The sequence below is a fragment of the Staphylococcus simulans genome (assembly GCF_003043455.1).
Lineage (GTDB): Bacteria > Bacillota > Bacilli > Staphylococcales > Staphylococcaceae > Staphylococcus > Staphylococcus simulans_A.
Window position 1 is genome coordinate 62,556 of sequence record NZ_PZGG01000002.1, and the last position, 18,521, is coordinate 81,076.

An 18,521-nucleotide genomic window follows, 5' to 3' on the forward strand; every position below is an offset into this window, starting at 1 on the left:
ATGCGGCAGTCTTTTGACAGCGACAGCATGGTACCTTTCATACAAACACTCTTTCACACTGTGTGCTGGGTTCTCCTGACTGTTATCCTCGGTGATGATGCGTCGTATGTTTATCGTTTAAATACTTATGTTTAATCTTATTATAGCAATACATAATATTTTCTTGCATACTTGGAAAATCATGATCAATTTTCATCATTAACTGATGCGCAATGATGTAGGCTTCATGATATTGTTTCTTCGAAATTTGTTTTGTTTCTAATGCCCGTAATAAATCATCCTCGTCAACCAACTCATATTCTCCATTAGGCAATACAATGACATCCAAGCATAAATCTACTGTGCGTGCTTTACCTTTTTGTGTAATATTTTTAATATTGATATCAAAATAATATTCAAGCGGGTTGCCGTTTTCATCTAGCATCACTGTTATACTGTAACGTTTCTTATCTGGTACGATTTGAAGCCATTGATAGTTATCATCTGCGACTATCATGGTTTTACCGACGACAGAAACTTTTAAAGGTTCCTTTACTTTCTTCATTGTGATTAAGCCAATGATTCCTTTGAATTTATTATTATTCACCTTAACTTCAGTATAATCTCTTTCAATCAGACGACGCCAGTGACGTTTATCGATGTATTTTACTTTCACTGTCACCAACTCCTTGACATTATTATATAAAACTGTCACATACATGTCACTCAATGTTTGATATTATTAAAAGTATTACACAAATTAAAAGCCTTTTTTACAGATTGTACACATATTGTTGAATCATTAAAGCTAAAACGCAAATAGCGCATAACAATAGAAATGACCGTACTTTCAGCTGATAAGTACGGTCACTTGTTTTGATATCACACTATTATTTCAGTGTTCATATTAAATTTTAGTTACTTTTGATTTTACCTAAAAAGAAACTGTTTACTTCACTCAATTTACCTCTCCAAATCAGCTTACCACTTGAAGGTGTAGGTTTGTTTTCACTGATAAAAATACTTGTATCTTTTAAGTGAATATAATTGATTTCATCGTTATCACTTTCTCCAGCAGCGTCGCCAGCTTCGTCTAAATCTTCACTGAATTGTTTAGACGTCTCATTGCCGCCTTTGAAAGATTTACTTAAAGTTTTAAAGTATTCTTTTGCTGAAATCAATGTACCAGTCACAATGGCACCGTCGACTAATAACGAAATATCTAGAGAAAAGTCGTCTTCGTTTGCGGCTTTTACAAATGATTCAAGAATATCATCTTTAGATGTCTGTTTGTTACTCATTATATCATTCCTCTCATTTAATTATTTGTTACCTGTGTCATCATGACTTTCTAACCACGTTCCAGTTTCTTCTTCAGACGTTTCTTCTTGCTTCTTAGTGGTCTGTGTTTTTTCTTTTTGCCTAGAAGAGGTTTTTTCTTGTTCTTCTTGAAGTTTTTCTTCAGATTCTTTTTCATCTTGTTGATTTGTTTTAGTTTTTTGTCCTTCATTTTCTTCAATTTCTTCTGATTGTTCGTCATCATTATCATCCTTTTTGAATAGACTTTCTGTTGTTGTTTTCAAGCCCTTAAGTTTTGCTCTGGCAACTTGGTTGAATTGAGAGCTCTCTTGTTTTGAATCCTGCTCTTTCTCGCTGTCTTCTGTTTGATCAGAATCCGTTGTTGTCTTTGAGTCCTCAGATTCTCCAGTTGCCTTTTCTTTCTCTTCTTCATCTTTGCTTTCATCATCTTCATCAGATTGATTATCTTCTTTTTGATCAACTGATTCAGAATCATCGGCTTTTGTCTTTGGTGTAGTTTTCTTAGATTGTTTTTCCGTTGCTTTAGATTCATCTTGAGACGAATTTTCATTAGAATCAGACTTTACTTCATCAGCATCTTCATCAGTCTTTTCAGGCTTATCTTCCGACTCTACTTCTGGTTCTTCTTTTGACTCAGATTCTTCCTCTTCGTCAGATGCTTTTTCAGCTTTATCCTCGTCTTTTGAAGCACCTTCACATGTGGAACCTTCTGATTCTTCGTCTGATTCATCCTCTGATGTTTCAGATGTGTCATCTTCCGACTCTACTTCCGGTTCTTCTTTTGATTCAGATTCTTCCGCTTCTTCAGAAGCTTCGCTTTCGTCATCTGAACCTTCGTCAGATGCTTTTTCAGCTTTATCCTCGTCTTTTGAAGCACCTTCATCTGTGGAACCTTCTGATTCTTCGTCTGATTCATCCTCTGATGTTTCAGATGTGTCATCTTCCGACTCTACTTCCGGTTCTTCTTTTGACTCAGGTTCTTCCGCTTCTTCAGAGGCTTCGCTTTCGTCATCTAAAGCTTCATCAGATGCTTTTTCGGATTCATCCTTGTCTTTTGAAGTATCTTCATCTGTAGAACCTTCTGCTTGTTCGCCTGATTCATCCTCTGATGTTTCAGAGTCTTCTTTTTCAGATGTGTCATCTTCCGACTCTACTTCCGGTTCTTCTTTTGATTCAGATTCTTCCTTTTCTTCAGAAGCTTCGCTTTCGTCATCTGAACCTTCGTCAGATGCTTTTTCGGTTTCGTCCTTGTCTTTTGAAGTATCTTCATCTGTAGAACCTTCTGCTTGTTCGGCTGACTCGTCCTCTGATGTTTCAGAGTCTTCTGTTTCAGATGTGCCATCTTCCGACTCTACTTCCGGTTCTTCTTTTGATTCAGATTCTTCCGCTTCGTCAGAAGCTTCGCTTTCGTCATCTGAACCTTCGTCAGATGCTTTTTCGGCTTTATCCTCATCTTTTGAAGTATCTTCATCTTTGGAACCTTCTGCTTGTTCATCTGACTCTTCATCTGATGTTTCAGATGTGTCATCTTCTGATTTTACTTCCGGTTCTTCTTTTGACTCAGGTTCTTCCGCTTCTTCAGAGGCTTCGCTTTCGTCATCTGGGTTTTCGTCAGACGCTTTATCCGTTTCCTCATCGTCTTTTGAAGTATCTTCATCTTTGGAATCTTCTGTTTCTTCGCCTGATTCATCCTCTGATGTTTCAGATGTGTCATCTTCTGATTCTACTTCCGGTTCTTCTTTTGATTCAGATTTTTCCTCTTCTTCAGAAGCTTCGCTTTCATCTTCTGAACCTTTTGCTTGTTCGTCTGATTGTTCATCTGATGTTTCAGATGTGTCATCTTCCGACTCTAATTCATCAGCATCAGAATCGTCCTCTTTTTTAGCTTTTAATTTAGTTTTCTTAGGTGATTTTTTCTTTTGTTTGTCTTTTTTCTCGTCTTCTGATTCTTCATCTTGTTCTTCTTCATCAGATGCTTTTTTCTTTGATTTACGTGATCTCAATTTGCTGAAGAGTTTCTTTTTCTTCTTATCTTCAGGTTTGTCATGATCTTCATCAGGTTCTTCTTCCGAATCACTTTCTGATTCTTCAGCGTCTTCCTCATCTTCATTTTCGTCATCATCTGAATCTTTTTTATCAGATTTGTGTGACTTGAATTTATCAAAGAAGGTCTTTTTCTTCTTACCTTTAGGTTTATCATTATCTTCTTCTGTTGAATCATCGTCTTCAGATTCTTCACTGTCTTCTGAATCTTCTACTTCATCAGTTTCTGATTCATCATCATTTGTTTCTTCGTCAGTTTCAGAATCACCATCTTTTTCGGTTTTTGACTTAGATTTTTTCGATGGTTTTTCATCTTGCTCGTCATTCTCTTCATCATCATCTGAGTCTTCTTCATCTGACTCTTTTTCTTCAGATTTGTGTGACTTGAATTTATCGAAGAAGGTCTTTTTCTTCTTTTTGCCTTTAGGTTTATCGCTGTCTTCATCTGATGAATCGTCTTCGTCAGTTTCTTCGCTGTCCTCTGTATCTTCTACTTCATCAGTATCATTTTCTTCGTTGTCTTGATCATCTTCAAATTTCCGATCATCTTCACCTTGAACTAATACTGTTGTGTGTTCTTCATTATCTTCATCTTCTTGAATGTCGTGTTGATTTTCTTCGATGGGTGCTTTTTTTTTGAAAGGATTATTAGGAGAAGGTGTTAAGCTGCTTAACTTTTTCTTTGTTGTATGACCGAATTGTTTTGCGGTTCCTTTTAAAACTATTTTACCTAGTTCTCTTACGATTTTCTTACGGCTCTTAGGAGCCGTAAGATAACCGAAAGATGCACCTACTAATCCACCCGCTATGGTTTTAGTTAAATTGATTTCACGCTTTTGATTCTTTTTTTGTTTTTTTCTAGATTTTTTACTCATCCTTATCCTCTCCATCTACTTGCTTATCAGATGATTTTTTCGATGAAGCCGCTTTAGCTGATGATTTCTTAGTTGAAGGCGCTTCATTTTGTTCATTAAGTTTGTTTTCTAATGCTTCAACTTTTTTCTGTAATTCTTTATTTTCGGCTTCAGCATCTTGTTGTTCTGCCATTTTCATTTCTGTTGCTCTAGATGTGAGATACGGATCTGTTTCCCACCAATCTAAGCCCATTTCTTTAGCCTTATCAACTGAGGCTACGATTAAACGAATTTTGATAGTTAATAATTCAACATCTGCGATGCCGACTCTGATATCTCCAGCGATTACAACACCTTTATCCAATACCTTCTCTAATACATCTACTAAGTTACTAGAACCGTTTGAAGCAGGAGGTAGCTGTTCATTTGCCATAACTTATTCTCACTCCCTTAAAATAATTCACATGGATAAACTATTACATGAGTCTTCCTAAAGGACCTAAGTCGATGTTTAAATCTTCATCATCTAGTCCAAAGACATCTTTCAACTCTTCCATTTTTTCTTCTAAGTCCATTAGGGCGATACCTAACTCTTCGATTTGCTCGTCAGTCAATGTTCCGCCTTCTACACGTCTGATGGCATGGCGTTCTACAATTTGTCTTAACAGTTCAATCACTGTCATGACTAATTGGGCTAATCCATCTTCTGCATTGTCTTGTCCTAAATTAATACGAGAACTATTATTATTCATCTGTGGCATCTAGAAGTTCCCTCCTTTGTTCATCAAATGCTTCAGAAGTAATATCACGTCGATTGTTGCCTATTGATGATTGTACTAATGTTTCTACTGAAGAAATCAAAACACGTAAATCTAAATAAACTAGGTCTATATTCGCAATCGAAATGATTAAATCTCCTCTGATCGCAACACCTTTATCGAGAATGACATCTAATATATCAATGAGACCAACTTCTTTATTCTCTATAGTTTCTCTTGTCGACGGCATCTCTATCCACCTCCATATTAGTTAAAGCTAGAGAAATGGTAGGCAGGCCAAGGTCCAGCGATTTCTAAATGCCATCCTTCTTCTGGTAATTCATTTTTAGTGTTATCGATGATTTCAAGAAAATCATCTACCTTTTCTTTCGGTAATAGATATACACTGTTATATACCATTTCTTCTTCTAAACCTGTTACATCTCTTCCCCAATTCTTTTTGATTGAAAAATCAACAGCTAGTGCTTTGAGGTCTTGATGTAAGTCTTCGCTGACTCGGTCTTTTTCATTTTCTAACTCTTTATCAACGATGCTGTCAATTTTCTTTTCCGCAAAGAAACGACGGCCACGTGGCAAGTCTTTAATTTCTTCACGTTTTTCTTCAACAGCTTTATTATTTTTGCTAACCTCTTTACGAAGTTTCTTATCATTCGTATAAATTTTAACTGTCCACTCTTCTTTATCTTCTAAGAAATTGAAAGTGGCAGTGATTTTTTCGCTATAACCTTGAATCGTTGATTTTAAACTGTCTTTTGTTTTATAAATTGTACAGAATTTCAATGGAACTAAAGTATAGTTTTGATAGAGAGTTTCAATCGTTTCATGATGATGGACTGCCTTTTTTTGAAGCCATTCCATATCATTGTCGATTTTATCCTCGATAATTTCTTCTGAATATTCCTCCCCATTTAAATCACATACAATTCCAGTGATTTTATCATCAACAGGGATAGTATATAAGCTGCCTTCACCATCAAAACCAGTTAGGGAAGGAAGCGCTTTATTTTCTAGTTCCGCTTCTGGAACAAGTGCATATAAATATAACAAGTTTTCCATTCGCTATTCATCTTCCTTTTGTTGTATCATTGCTTCTGCTTCATCAATTTCTTTTTGTTTAGCCGTTTCATAACGTGCTAATAATTGTTCTTCTTTTTCTCTGTATTCGTCTTCTGGAATCTCACCTAGTTCTTCTTGCATTTGTAATTGAATTAATTTCTTTTCAATGGTCGGAAGGTCATAAAGTTCTTTGTCTGTTTCGTCCTTGACTTGTTCTGCAATTTTTTTCAACAACTTAAGTGAGCCATATACTATCATTAAGATCCCTCGATATTTAGACGGATATTCACAAAATTATAAGCGGCCCACGGACCTGTGTACTTGAACTCTACTTTGTCTTCCCATTTTTCGTAAAGTTTATTCACTAAATCATCAAACGCTTGATCGTTTTCTTCATCCACTAAGAATGCTGCGTTCAATAGCATTTTTTCGCTCTGAGGTTCGTTTGATTTAGCAGATGCACTCAGCTCTGCGAGCGGTTCATAAATATCCGCTTCTATTTTTTTAGATAATTGCTTGAAAACATCTTGTGTCGCAGAACCCAGTTCAATACGTTCATAGTAGCCCGCATCTTCTGATTTACTGCGTACTGATTTCGCCATTTCTTGTAATTTAGGGTCGTTATTTACAACCGACTCTAACCATTCTTGTTTACCAATAACTTTTAGGCCTAATTCAAATTTCCCTTTGATTTCAGGGAATAACGTTTCAAATTGCGGGTACAACTTCTCAAGTAAAGCTTTAACATCGTCTTTAGACTTAAATACATTACCGAAACTGATTGGAATCACTGCATCTTTTTCTTTCATGACAGTCGCCACAACGTTTTGATGCATCATTAAATTCTCTTTTTTCGGTGCATAAATCTTCATTGGAACTTCTGCCGCAACAATAGCAGCATCTTTATATCTAATAGTGAATAACTCACGAGCCTCATCTTCTACTTCAACAGTTCCGAAATCGTCATTTTGATCTGTCTGTGTTCCACAAAATATATAAATCCCTGTTTCTTCTTGTGCCATAAGCTTATCTCCTTTGAGTTTCAAATATTATTGTCCTTTAATTAAAACGTTTATTAATTAACTACCGTCTACTTTACTTCTGTAACGAATACCTTCACGTTTAAATGAAGTCACTTCGCCATCTTTATCTAATACAACGCTATACGTACCAAGCATTTCGTCTTTTGCGTAACGTTTCATATATTCTTTTTCTTCAATCACTTCAACTGTAGCTGTCCAACCTGACTCATCACCTTCACGTTCTTCGATTGAAGTAATTTTAAATGGCGGTGCTACATTTTCATTGAAGAATTCTCTAATTTTACTCATAAGTTCTTTGATAGTCATAATTTTCCTCCATCAATACAATATAGTAAGAGATGACGACAACATTCCGTCGCCGCCTCCCTTTTAATTTAATAATTAAACACTATATTTTGATTTTTTCTTGTCGTCTGCTTCTTTTGTTTGTGCTTCTTCTGGTTCACTTTGTTGAGAAATTTGTTGTTGTTGATTTGTATCCCCTGAAAGTTGTTCTTGTTGTTGACCTGGTAAACCTTCTTCTTCAACTTCGTCACGCAGTAAGCCAACCGCTTCTGCATATCTTAACCAAGTGTCTACGCTGGCAATTACGATTCTTGCTTCGATAGTTAAGATTTCGATACCTACTACTGAAACTCTAACGTAAGCATCAATGACAATACCTTTATCTAAAATTCGGTCGATTACCTCTGCTAAACTTGACGTATCTGCACTTCTTTGTACTGAACTCATATCGTTCAATCCCCTCTCAAATTAATATTGTTTTAATCTGTTAAACTCTAATGCTTGTGTTAATTGTCAATCAATGTTGATTTATTATCTTCTACTCCCTTGATATCGGTAGCGTGTTTAATATCGTTATAACTTTTAATGTTAGAAATACCTTTGATGTTTTGAACACTTTTGATATCTTGAACACCTTTGATTTTCTTCTTGCTGTTGCCGGATTCATCTTTGTTGATTTTTTCTTGGAAGGCTTCCCCAGCTTCTTTGACTTGTCCTAATTTATCACGTGTCTTTAACAGGGCGCCTTGCATTTTGTCTGTTGCTTTGTCTGCAATTTCAGGTACAACTTCTTGGTTTTTCTCTTTCACTTGTTGTAATTTGTCTGCTGCCTGATCTGCTTTCTCTTGAACGCCTTCTGTTATTTTTTCTTCCATCATCTCATGTGCTTTATCTTTTAATTTATCTTTTGCTTTATCTTCAATTTCGTCAGGAGTCTTTTCAATTGCTTTTTTTGCTACTGCACCAGCAGCTTTTTTCACTAATTTATTAGGCATCGTCGACCTCCTTTAAATTGAAACTAATTCTTTTGATAGCAACCACCTTTTACATAAGAATAAATAAAATAAATAGAGGTATCTGAGATGCTTTGTGTTCATTTCATTTGATTCAAAGGATGTCTGATTGTTGATTTTATTTAAATTATTTATTAATTTTTGATGTGCATTGTCTTTAGATGTAAATCTTGTTTGCTTTCGTGTTATCTACAATACCACTTTAATTTTCGGTTCAAACACTATCGTCCATTTTGAAATATTCTCTTAATCTACATTACAATCATTGCATTCACGCTTAACATCTTGAGAACTTGAAAGTGCTGTACTCGATACTTAAATAAAAAAGGTGCCAGTTTTCTCTGTGCACCTTTAAATTGAGCTTTTGGCTAAACCTTATTTTTTACGGAAAATAGATTTTTTACGTTTCTTAGATGTTGTATATTGATCTAATTTGTCTTCTAAAAATTGTAAACGTTGTTGAAGTGTTTCATTTTCAGATTTTAATAAATGAAACTGTTTCTTATTCGGTTTCTTTTTACGCTTTTTAGATTTAGGATTCTTGCTGAATAAACCAGTGTTTTTCTTACCTTTTTTGCCTTTTTTCTTTTTGTCATCACCAAAGATTGAGTCTTTTAAGTCTGATGCTTTATCTTTTAAGGTAGCGTTTGATGCATTCTTTTTAGTGTAAAGTGCTTTTTTGTCTTTTTTCGGTTTTAAAACATAGCCAAGACCTGCACCGACTGCTCCCCCAGCCACTGTGCGGTATACTGGACTAGATGTCCATTTCTTCTTTTTAGGTTGTAACTTTTTAGTTTTTTCTGTCTGATTTTTAATTTGTTTACTCATAATTTTTCCCCTCTACTTTCTTAATGTTTTACAGCAATTCTTCAAAACGTTCTTCTAAACGACTGATAGCTTCTTTAAGCTGTTCGTTTTCTTCTAATAACGCTTCATAATATTCTTCTCCATCTAATTCTTCTTCGTCTTCCTCATCATACGCATCGTCTTCATCTTCTACGTATGCTTCTTCAAACTCTTCATCATCTTCATAGTATTCTTCGTCTTCGTCCTCTTCATCGGATCTTTGAAAAAAATCACGGGTTTTGTTTTCAATATTCATCGCGATATAGGCTTTAATGTTTTCTTCCGTAATTTCATAAACATCTGAAGCGATATTTTGGAATAACTCTGATTCTTTTACACGATGAATCATATTTTGAGTACCTTCTCGTCTATAGAACCAGCCGAAAGTTGCGCCGAACACACCGCCTACAATCGCATCAGCAACATGAATGTTTTTGTTGCGTTTATTTCTCTTCTTTTTAATATTTACGCCCTTTTTATACCTGCTCACGATAACACCCCTCTCTCTTTAATCGGTATTATTATTTTTACCCTCAACTCTAATTTGCAAACAAATCATGTTCTGATTAATTTATCTTTTTTCAGTAAATCATGTTTTATATTTTATTTTTGACTGTTGCAAATTAGTCAAAAGGGGTTTTTTACTCAACAATAAAGTTATCTTTCATCATTTACTTCGAATTACTTTGAAGTTCATCAAAATGAATAGATTAAACCTTAGTTAATAAGGCGGATTAAATTCTGGGTCCTACCGTACTATAACTTTCTATTTTAGTTCAAATATTTCGAGATAAAAAAAGCACTTGTTTTAGCTTGGGTTTATGCCCAGTAACTAAAGCAAGTGCTTAGTAAAACATATATTCATTATGATATTCAACCAATAGATTTTAGAGCGTATTGCTCAATAACTTCAGTTAAATGCGGATAAGCTTTTTTAAGTTCATTTTGTTCAAACATTTCAAAGTGCTCAAACATAAAACCTGGTTGGCACATACACCCGACAAGTGCATAACCTTCTTCAGGTTTAATCGAAGAAGCAAAAATTGTACCTGCAGGTACGACATGCTGCAGTACTTCGCCTTTTGTCATATCAGGACCAATATCTACCGCTTCATATTGGCCATCAGGATGAATCATATGCACTGTCAAAGTATTACCATAATGATAATACCAAATTTCATCAGCATCTATACGATGAAAATGTGAAATATTGTCATCTGTTAATAGAAAATAAATACTTGTATAAGCTGGACGTGCTTGTCCACCTTCTTGGCGCTCGGCTTGAATAATCTCTTTATAATAGCCACCTTCTGGATGCGGTAATAAATCTAATTGACGCACCCATTCCGATATAGAATGTTCCATTACTTAATCCAAGTCCACATTATGATATACGTTTTGAACATCTTCTAAATCTTCTAACGCATCGATTAAACCTTCTAATGTTGCTTTGTCTTCATCTGATAATTGGATATCATTTTGAGGTAACATTTCAAATTCAGCAACTTCGAATTCTTCAACGCCACTTTCTTTTAAAGCTTCTTGTACTTGTGCAAATTGATCTGGCTCAGCATATACGATTGTTAAATCGCCATCTTCAACAACATCACGCACATCTAAATCTTTTTCCATTAAAACTTCTAAGATTTCATCTGCAGATTTGCCTTCGAATGCGAAAGTACCTGTATGTGTGAACATATAAGATACTGAACCTGATACACCCATGTTACCGCCGTTTTTACCGAAAGCAGCACGTACATCTGACGCAGTACGGTTAACATTGTTTGTCAATGCATCAACAATCAGCATTGAACCGTTAGGACCAAACCCTTCATAACGTAATTCATCGTAATTTTCATCATCATTACCTTTTGCTTTATCAATCGCACGGTCGATGATGTTTTTCGGTACATTGTAAGTTTTTGCACGTTCAAGCACTAAACGTAATGCTTGGTTCGATTCTGGATCAGGTTCACCAGATTTCGCAGCTACATAAATTTCTTTACCGAATTTCGCATAAATACGACTTGTGTTTTTATCTTTTTGGGCTTTTTTCTCTTTGATGTTATTCCATTTACGTCCCATACTTCCATCTCGCTTTCGCTCTCAATTTTTAACATCAACTATTATACATGATTTCTTGCTTAATATATAGTTATTGAACACCAAGTTCCCCTTTTGTGCATAATTACTTTGATTTAGCACAAAAAACAGCCCATATGCCTGGGCTGTTCATCCACAATATTATATCTCTCTAGTATGGGGTGTTTGATGTATAATCAACCTAAAAATTTATCAATAGCTTTTAACATTTCATCAAGCTTCTCTATGTTTTTATCATCCATATAAATATAAACCTTACGTTCGTCAGTCTCAGAACGGACTTTGCTGACACGATCTTGGTTTACTAGTTTACGGATAGATGCCAACACTTTAGTTCGGCTGATTTCAAATGAATCTGTTGCAATCTTTAAAAAGGGCTGCATTAACATCTTTTCTTCGGTGCAATTCTCATGAACACAATTAAGTATTACAAAGTCATTCATGTTGATTTTATATGTTTCTTCAATGAAACGTGTCAAATCCATAAATTTTTTGTATTCATTGAGCAATTTCTCTAAGTTACTTTTTTTCAAAGTATACGCCTCCAGATTTTATATCGATATAATACATTAAGTATGAATATTAAAAGTCTAAAAGTCTTTAGTGTTTCCCCACATTGTCTTTGCAATTTTCCTGAGTACGACAAATTGAATTGTATAAAACACATCTTACTCTTACAAATTTCAATCTATTTCGTTGTTTTGTACAAGGAAATCAATTGCAACGAGTTATATTCAACATCAACACTCAATGTGTCGTTATTAAAATTATGTTCAAACACATCAAACTTCGGATTATTGGCGTTTTTAATCTTACGTTTTAAATCTTTTGGCCACTTAAATGTAGGCATTATACTAGGTGAAATAATTTCATTAATGTTGCCGTATTTATAATCTGTTACTTCACGTGTTACCAAATAATTATCTCTTAAACTTTCATCTTTAAAACCGATATAGAAGCGATGGCAGCTTTGGTTACCCTCATGCATTTCATTTTCAATAATACGCCAGTCATAAACCATAATACTGTAATGTTCATCACCACGTGTCATCAGACAAGCATCATCTTCATAAAAATAAAATGTCTCAAACCCAGAGAGCTGTCTATATAAAAAGTACAATGTTGTTTTGAAACCACTTGTATCAAAAAGAAACGCGATATTCTTATCAGTGCGTTGATATAGATCCACGCCGATTCCAGATAAAACTCCATAAAAGCGCATAAACATATACATCATCAACGGTGTGCTATCTAAGAGACTCATATCTTTATTCAATAACTTTCTATTCGGTACATTAAGCAGTATATATTTACGTTCTTCTAAATGAACTTGTCTCATAACTGATTGAAGTGCATTCAGATTAACTAGTTGCTTCATCGGCATTTTCTGATAGGATTTTTCCAGATAAGGATACTTTAATTTCTCATTATCAATAAAATAATAATCAAAATTCACCCGTTTAATAGGGAGTTCTAATGCTTTAAATTTTTCAGGGTCATTAAATAATTTAGTCACATCTAGATTGAAATTAACATTAAACCCAATTTCTTTAATTCTCATTTTTTGAATATAAATGTCTTTCAATGATTGATTCTGCAAGCTAAATGTAATTGAAATCTTAGAAGTATCCTTTTTGAGATCTTTATACGCTTGATGTTCTGTAAATGCACGCGACTGCATCAACTCATGCTTCACATAATCGATATCTTCTTTTGATTCCAGTTCAAATGCTACTCTCACTTTGCTTTGATAGATGGTATCAAGCATAGCAACCAATTCGCTCGTGCTAAAGTTTTTATGAATCGTCGGTATACTTGGATGGATTAAAAACATCACTTCTTCATCGAAATCAAAAATTTCTTGATGCCTGTGGTAAACCATCACTTCTTTCAATTCTTCAAGCGTGTGAATTTGAATCGTCATAACAAACGGACGTTTAGGAGAATAGATAGGATTATTATTATCCACGTAAATAATATTCTCTTTATCTTCTGTCCAATTCTTCAGTATATCTTTGATTTTAGCCAAATATGCTTTTTTACCTTCGTCACTGACTTCAGAATCTTGATCTTTCACTAAATAACATAAGTCTTTGCTTAATTTAGATTTATGTCTGTAATCATTCGGCGTTGTGTCTAAATGACGTTTAAACTTTCTATAATAACCACTGAAGTTGCTGAACCCTACTTCTTCAGAGATATCCAAAATTTTTCGATTGGTTGTTACTAACATTTCTATTGAAAGTCCAATTCGTAATGTTTCAATGTAATTTCTGAAACCCATATTAAATATTTTATAAAAGGAAGATGAGAGTGTTGTCGGAGAAATATACACTTCTTTAGCTACTGTTTCTAAAGTCAGTTTCTCTCCAATATGTTCGTTGATATAATCTACGATTTTCTTTTCTCTGTAATCTAGCGATGCAATTAATTGGTGGGAAGCATGTTTAATCTCAACACTTGCTTCTTCAATTAAGATATCGCAAATCTCACTAATACATTGTTTAATCAATTCTTCTGTTAAAGTTTCTTCAAGATACTTTTCCAATAAAATCAACATTGCTTTTTCAATTCTACTGTTAGACTGAACCATTTGAATATTAAAGCAATAATTAAAAAAAGCGAAATCCTTCTCAAGGAACCAATCACTCGCAACATAAACCATCATCATCTTTTTGTTTTTCGAAACTTGAAAAACTTCATTATGGTTGATGAGACAAACAGTGTTATTTACTGTTTCAACTTGAGCGGACCTTTGGATTTCTGCTGTATCGTTTACTGGCCATAGTAATAACACTCCATCATAACAACGGTTGGCTGGCAAATTTTCAGCTGCATATAAATCAATAATACTACTTCTCATTCATATAACCTTTAATAAAATAAGCTGTTCGTAGTCGTAATGATACTTCTCTCTTTATTTTATTCCTTCCCTGTAATTTCTCTAGGACTATACTCTACAAATTTAGCACACAACGCAATTAGATACAAATTTTAAAATTTAATAGTATTTTTATGTTGTTTCAAATTACGTAATGTATGATTATATCGTACTATTCTTATCAATGATAACTAGATTAAATAATATAATGAAGGACTGGAACATTGTTTTTCTTTGTTCCAGTCCTATTCTCGATGATATTAATCTCTAAAACGATTAGCTAAACTTAAGATATTAATAATAATATTCAATAAGTTCACAAATAAATTAAAGCCCATTTCACTAGGTGCAAATTGCCCTCGTTTCAATCGGTTAAAATCATATAAAGTATACAACAAGAATAAGCCGACTGCTACGACGTTAATGACCGTGTAGAAAATCGGATTTTGTACGAAGAAACCGATTAAAGTAGCCACAATTAATGCGATTAAGACGACAAATAGATATTTACCAATACTCGATGCGTTTTGAACGAAAAAGTAGCCAATCACACCGAATGCGATAAAGGCACCTACTGCAAGGGCTACATTTTTATAAAATAGTTCCGGTCCTAAATTCTGCATATATGTTGTAAATGCAGCGTAAGCTAATAAACCGATTGCTACAGCGTATATATTAGAAATTAAAAATCCAAATTTACGTGATCGATTAACAAATAATGAAATCAAAATTAATACCGTCAAACCGATAGAAAGTGGTCTTCTCCAAGCATCAGGCAAGTACTGGCCAAAATATGTACCGATACCAAAAATAATCCAGAAGTACATAAAATAAAGCCAGACCTTCGCATAAGCACTCGATTTTGAGGCAGCATGTGTTGAATTTACCAAGTTGTTCAACTCCTTCATTGAAACGATTTAATAGTTATTATTTCATAGAGTGTGTTCTTATTTCCACTTTCTGATTTAATGATAGTAAATCTTTAATATTATTTAATGTAGTGTCATTTTTTATTACAAACATTACAGTAGCGTTGTCAAAAATCCAAATTTTCTTCAATAAATCCTATATTGTCTAGTGTTTTCTGAATTTTAGACAATTCTGGTTTTATTAAAAATTATTACAAGCACGTAACAACCGACAATTTACCGCATATTTTTGATAAGATGTGGAAGTATAGAAATAATGATTGATATTCGTATTACATAGTAAATAAAAACGAATGTATAAATACTGAACCAAACTTAGAGGAGGAATCTCATTTGAAAAAGTTAGCAGTTACATTTTCAGTTGCAACAGGTGCGGCCTTAGCGCTTACTCAACAAGATGCTGATGCATCAACACAGCACACAGTACAAGCCGGTGAATCACTTTGGTCTATCGCACAAGAATACGGCACTTCTATCGAAAGTATTAAGCAAGATAACAATTTATCAAATAATATGTTATTCCCTGGCCAAGTCATTACAGTAAATGGCAGCAGTCAAAGTTCAAACACAGGGGCGACTGTTAACGTTTCTGGCGGCACACATACAGTGCAAGCAGGTGAATCATTAAATATCATCGCAAACCAATATGGCACATCTGCTGAAGCAATTATGTCAGCTAACGGTTTAAATGGTTATTTAATCCACCCTGGTCAACAATTGACTATTCCAGGCGCAGGTGGTTCTGGCGGATCAGGTGGCACACCTACAGCAACACCTTCAACAAACCAATCACCGACATTTAATCATGCTAACTTATATGACTGGGGACAATGTACTTGGCATGTATTCAATCGTCGCGCTGAAACAGGCCAACCAATCAGTACATACTGGTGGAACGCAGATCACTGGGCAAATAATGCTCAAGCTGATGGTTACACAGTAAACAATACACCTGCAGCAGGTTCAATTATGCAGAACTACGAAGGACCAATCGGTCACGTTGCATATGTAGAACAAGTAAATGGTGATGGCAGTATCTTAATTTCTGAAATGAACTATAATACACCACCAGGCATTGTCGACTACCGTACAATTCCTGCTTCAATGGCTTCTAGCTATAACTACATTCATTAATAATCTAAAAAGACGATGTGTTATCGTCTTTTTATTTTGGCTTTAATTCAAAACTATTAAAAAATGTAACATGCTAATTAAAAAGAAAATCAATAACTTATATACAGTTCTAAGAGTTAATTTAACGCACAAGAAAGCGGACCATTTTCAACTTCTGAAAATGGTCCGCTTTCTATTTAAAACTCTATATGTTTGTGTCTCAATGATTGAGAATTGATTATAAGAAAATATTCATAATCCAGTAAATCATTGCTGCGACGAATGCTGAAATTGGTAAAGTAATTACCCAAGTCACAATCATACGTTGTGCTGTATTCCATTTAACACCTTTGATGCGGTTAGATGCCCCTACACCAAGGATAGATGAAGATACAACGTGTGTTGTTGATAATGGGAAATGTAATGAAGATGCGACGAAAATTGTTAATGCTGAAGACAAGTCTGCAGCAGCCCCGTTAGCTGGGCGAATCTTCATAATGTTACCGCCGACAGTTTTGATGATTTTCCAACCACCTACTGCTGTACCTAGACCCATAGCGGCAGCACAGGCTACCTTAACCCATAATTGCGGTTCAACATTGTTGCCATCTTGCAAGTTCGCAACAATTAAAGCTAGTGTAATGATACCCATTGATTTTTGTGCATCGTTTGTACCATGTGAGAATGATTGTAATGATGCTGTGAAAATCTGGAATATTCTAAAGTTGCGATTAGCTTTTGTCAAATTCGCATTTTTAAATACGACTTTAACAATACTGTACATAATGAAACCTACACAAAAGGCAATCAATGGCGATACAATCAACACAATAATAATCTTAGTGAAGCCTTGGAAATGCAACACTGAAAATGAACCTTGAGATGCAACCGCTGCACCTGCAATCGAACCGATTAAGGCATGTGATGAAGAACTTGGAATACCGAAGTACCATGTTAACAAGTTCCAGAATATCGCTGCGAAAATAGCCGCTAATACTACGACTAATCCATTTTGTAATTTAAATGGATCCACAATGTCTTTCGTAATAGTTCCTGCTACACCTGTAAATGTTAGTGCACCGATGAAGTTCATAATCGCTGCTAAAAAGATTGCGCGTCTTGGTGTCAGTGCTCTTGTCGACACTGCAGTAGCTACCGCATTCGCTGTATCGTGGAAACCGTTAATAAAGTCGAACACCAATGAAAAAATAACGATAGCTACAGTGATAATTATAATATAATCCATTTTATATTACTCCTTAGCTATTTTTCATGATAATTGTTTCGAAATTATTTGCGACTGCTTGGCATTTATCTGCAATGTTTTCTAAGCTTTCATATATGTCTTTAATTTTAATCAATGTGATTGGATCTGTTTCACTATTGAAGATATGTTTAATTGATTGTCTTAAAATACCATCACAATTTGTTTCAAATTCTTTGATATTAATTGAATGAATACGCATGTGAGAAAGTTTCTTTTCTACTAATAAGCCAATAGCTAATTTCATTTCAGCTACTGCTTTTTGAATATTATCTACAAATTCAGCCATGTATTCATCTGAATACTCGATTGAATACATTTCGAACATTGCTGATGTTTCTTCCATTGCGTCTAAAACATCATCAATAGCGTTACATAAAGATAAAATATCCTCACGCTCGATTGGGGTAATGAACGTTTGGTTCAAGTCTGAAATCACTTGGTGCATTAATTCGTCACCGTGTGACTCATACGTTTTGATATTATCAGAATAAGCTTTCAAATCTAGGTGTGTGTTAAAGTCCATTTTCCCGAACTCAATTGCTGCGCGATCTAAATTGAATACCATTTCCTCCAATTTAACCATGAACTTATCCTTTTTCTTGTTAAACATTGAAAATCCTCCATTTTCAGCGATTGCTTCCCAATCACATTTCATAAATTTGAACTCAAAAGTATATAATTGTAAAAAGTAATCGTGTGATACTTTTGAAACTAATATGTATACCATCTTCACACTAGCTTCAAATAAATTTTACCTTCCTAAAAAGAAAATAGCACAAAATTTACAACACTACAATTCTATTTACAAAATCTTAACAATTGAACATAATTGTAATGTCCGATTGTTTTGCTAAGTTTTCACAATTTCCACAATTCTAAGCAAAAAGTGGATATTTCCTCTCTTAAAATTTTACCTAACTTCCCCATTTTTACACATTCCTTTCAAAAAAAATACTCCGAAAACTCATTATTTCAAGTTTTCGAAGTAAGTTTACTATTCTATACTATAT

At 34.4% G+C, this 18,521-nt stretch carries 21 protein-coding genes and 1 pseudogene; 1 reads left to right on the plus strand and 21 read right to left on the minus strand.

Annotated features, from left to right (window positions below; translation table 11 throughout):
• Positions 1–82 precede the first annotated feature (82 nt).
• The 19 genes and pseudogenes from BU038_RS00805 to BU038_RS00895 all read right to left on the minus strand — a co-directional run bounded on the left by BU038_RS00805 (position 83) and on the right by BU038_RS00895 (position 15,110).
• Positions 83–655: a DUF402 domain-containing protein gene (locus BU038_RS00805; RefSeq protein ID WP_182676042.1), complete on the minus strand. Its 573-nt coding sequence runs from the start codon at positions 653–655 to the stop codon at positions 83–85.
• Positions 656–893: 238 nt separating this feature from the next.
• Positions 894–1,280 carry a gas vesicle accessory protein GvpU gene (gene gvpU, locus BU038_RS00810; protein WP_107604395.1) on the minus strand — a complete coding sequence of 129 codons (387 nt, stop codon included), beginning with the start codon at positions 1,278–1,280 and terminating at the stop codon, positions 894–896.
• 21 nt (positions 1,281–1,301) lie between these two features.
• Positions 1,302–4,217, minus strand: a complete 2,916-nt coding sequence (locus BU038_RS00815; protein ID WP_107604396.1) for a hypothetical protein — start codon at positions 4,215–4,217, stop codon at positions 1,302–1,304.
• A 97-nt stretch (positions 4,218–4,314) separates the two neighbouring features.
• Positions 4,315–4,629: pseudogene (locus BU038_RS00820) on the minus strand (gas vesicle protein); the annotation flags it as partial.
• Positions 4,630–4,672: 43 nt separating this feature from the next.
• Positions 4,673–4,957, minus strand: a complete 285-nt coding sequence (locus BU038_RS00825; RefSeq protein WP_241963121.1) for a gas vesicle protein K — start codon at positions 4,955–4,957, stop codon at positions 4,673–4,675.
• A complete protein-coding gene (locus tag BU038_RS00830) occupies positions 4,941–5,204 on the minus strand; it encodes a gas vesicle protein (protein ID WP_107604398.1) in 264 nt (87 codons plus the stop codon). The genes BU038_RS00825 and BU038_RS00830 overlap by 17 nt, the downstream gene beginning before the upstream one ends.
• Positions 5,205–5,221: 17 nt before the next feature.
• On the minus strand, positions 5,222–6,031 hold the full coding sequence (locus BU038_RS00835; RefSeq protein ID WP_107604399.1) for a GvpL/GvpF family gas vesicle protein: 810 nt from the start codon (positions 6,029–6,031) through the stop codon (positions 5,222–5,224).
• Positions 6,032–6,034: 3 nt separating this feature from the next.
• Entirely contained in the window at positions 6,035–6,289 is a 255-nt protein-coding gene (locus tag BU038_RS00840) for a gas vesicle protein GvpG (RefSeq protein WP_107604400.1), read from the minus strand.
• Positions 6,289–7,053 carry a GvpL/GvpF family gas vesicle protein gene (locus BU038_RS00845; RefSeq protein WP_107604401.1) on the minus strand — a complete coding sequence of 255 codons (765 nt, stop codon included), beginning with the start codon at positions 7,051–7,053 and terminating at the stop codon, positions 6,289–6,291. Before BU038_RS00845 ends, BU038_RS00840 begins: the two co-directional genes overlap by 1 nt.
• A gap of 57 nt (positions 7,054–7,110) precedes the next feature.
• Complete coding sequence (gvpO, locus tag BU038_RS00850; protein WP_002481453.1) at positions 7,111–7,380, minus strand: gas vesicle protein GvpO; 270 nt, start codon at positions 7,378–7,380, stop codon at positions 7,111–7,113.
• 75 nt (positions 7,381–7,455) lie between these two features.
• A complete protein-coding gene (gene gvpJ, locus BU038_RS12590; protein WP_241963122.1) occupies positions 7,456–7,806 on the minus strand; it encodes a gas vesicle protein GvpJ in 351 nt (116 codons plus the stop codon).
• Positions 7,807–7,865: 59 nt separating this feature from the next.
• Entirely contained in the window at positions 7,866–8,354 is a 489-nt protein-coding gene (gene gvpQ / locus BU038_RS00860) for a gas vesicle protein GvpQ (RefSeq protein ID WP_107604402.1), read from the minus strand.
• 393 nt (positions 8,355–8,747) lie between these two features.
• Positions 8,748–9,200 (minus strand): hypothetical protein, encoded by a 453-nt coding sequence (locus BU038_RS00865; RefSeq protein ID WP_107604403.1) that lies wholly within the window; start codon positions 9,198–9,200, stop codon positions 8,748–8,750.
• Between the two features lie 28 nt (positions 9,201–9,228).
• Positions 9,229–9,708: a hypothetical protein gene (locus BU038_RS12400; RefSeq protein WP_158262775.1), complete on the minus strand. Its 480-nt coding sequence runs from the start codon at positions 9,706–9,708 to the stop codon at positions 9,229–9,231.
• Positions 9,709–10,091: 383 nt separating this feature from the next.
• The gene (locus BU038_RS00875) at positions 10,092–10,583 is read right to left on the minus strand and encodes a cupin domain-containing protein (protein ID WP_107604404.1); all 492 of its coding nucleotides are present in this window, start codon (positions 10,581–10,583) and stop codon (positions 10,092–10,094) included.
• Positions 10,584–10,586: 3 nt separating this feature from the next.
• On the minus strand, positions 10,587–11,303 hold the full coding sequence (locus BU038_RS00880; protein ID WP_107604405.1) for a YebC/PmpR family DNA-binding transcriptional regulator: 717 nt from the start codon (positions 11,301–11,303) through the stop codon (positions 10,587–10,589).
• A 194-nt stretch (positions 11,304–11,497) separates the two neighbouring features.
• On the minus strand, positions 11,498–11,854 hold the full coding sequence (locus tag BU038_RS00885; RefSeq protein ID WP_107604406.1) for a transcriptional regulator, SarA/Rot family: 357 nt from the start codon (positions 11,852–11,854) through the stop codon (positions 11,498–11,500).
• 155 nt (positions 11,855–12,009) lie between these two features.
• A complete protein-coding gene (locus tag BU038_RS00890) occupies positions 12,010–14,184 on the minus strand; it encodes a helix-turn-helix domain-containing protein (protein ID WP_107604407.1) in 2,175 nt (724 codons plus the stop codon).
• Between the two features lie 278 nt (positions 14,185–14,462).
• Positions 14,463–15,110: a Bax inhibitor-1/YccA family protein gene (locus tag BU038_RS00895; RefSeq protein WP_107604408.1), complete on the minus strand. Its 648-nt coding sequence runs from the start codon at positions 15,108–15,110 to the stop codon at positions 14,463–14,465.
• Between the two features lie 354 nt (positions 15,111–15,464).
• On the opposite strand from BU038_RS00895, the gene BU038_RS00900 reads away from it, so the two are divergent.
• Positions 15,465–16,265, plus strand: coding sequence for a LysM peptidoglycan-binding domain-containing protein (locus BU038_RS00900; RefSeq protein WP_107604409.1), 801 nt, complete (start codon positions 15,465–15,467; stop codon positions 16,263–16,265).
• A gap of 217 nt (positions 16,266–16,482) precedes the next feature.
• Here the strand turns inward: BU038_RS00900 and BU038_RS00905 are convergent, their stop codons facing one another.
• Together BU038_RS00905 and BU038_RS00910 are read right to left on the minus strand one after the other, a co-directional pair.
• Positions 16,483–17,490, minus strand: coding sequence for an inorganic phosphate transporter (locus BU038_RS00905; protein WP_107604410.1), 1,008 nt, complete (start codon positions 17,488–17,490; stop codon positions 16,483–16,485).
• Between the two features lie 13 nt (positions 17,491–17,503).
• Positions 17,504–18,121 carry a DUF47 domain-containing protein gene (locus BU038_RS00910; protein WP_002481441.1) on the minus strand — a complete coding sequence of 206 codons (618 nt, stop codon included), beginning with the start codon at positions 18,119–18,121 and terminating at the stop codon, positions 17,504–17,506.
• Between the last annotated feature and the right edge of the window lie 400 nt (positions 18,122–18,521).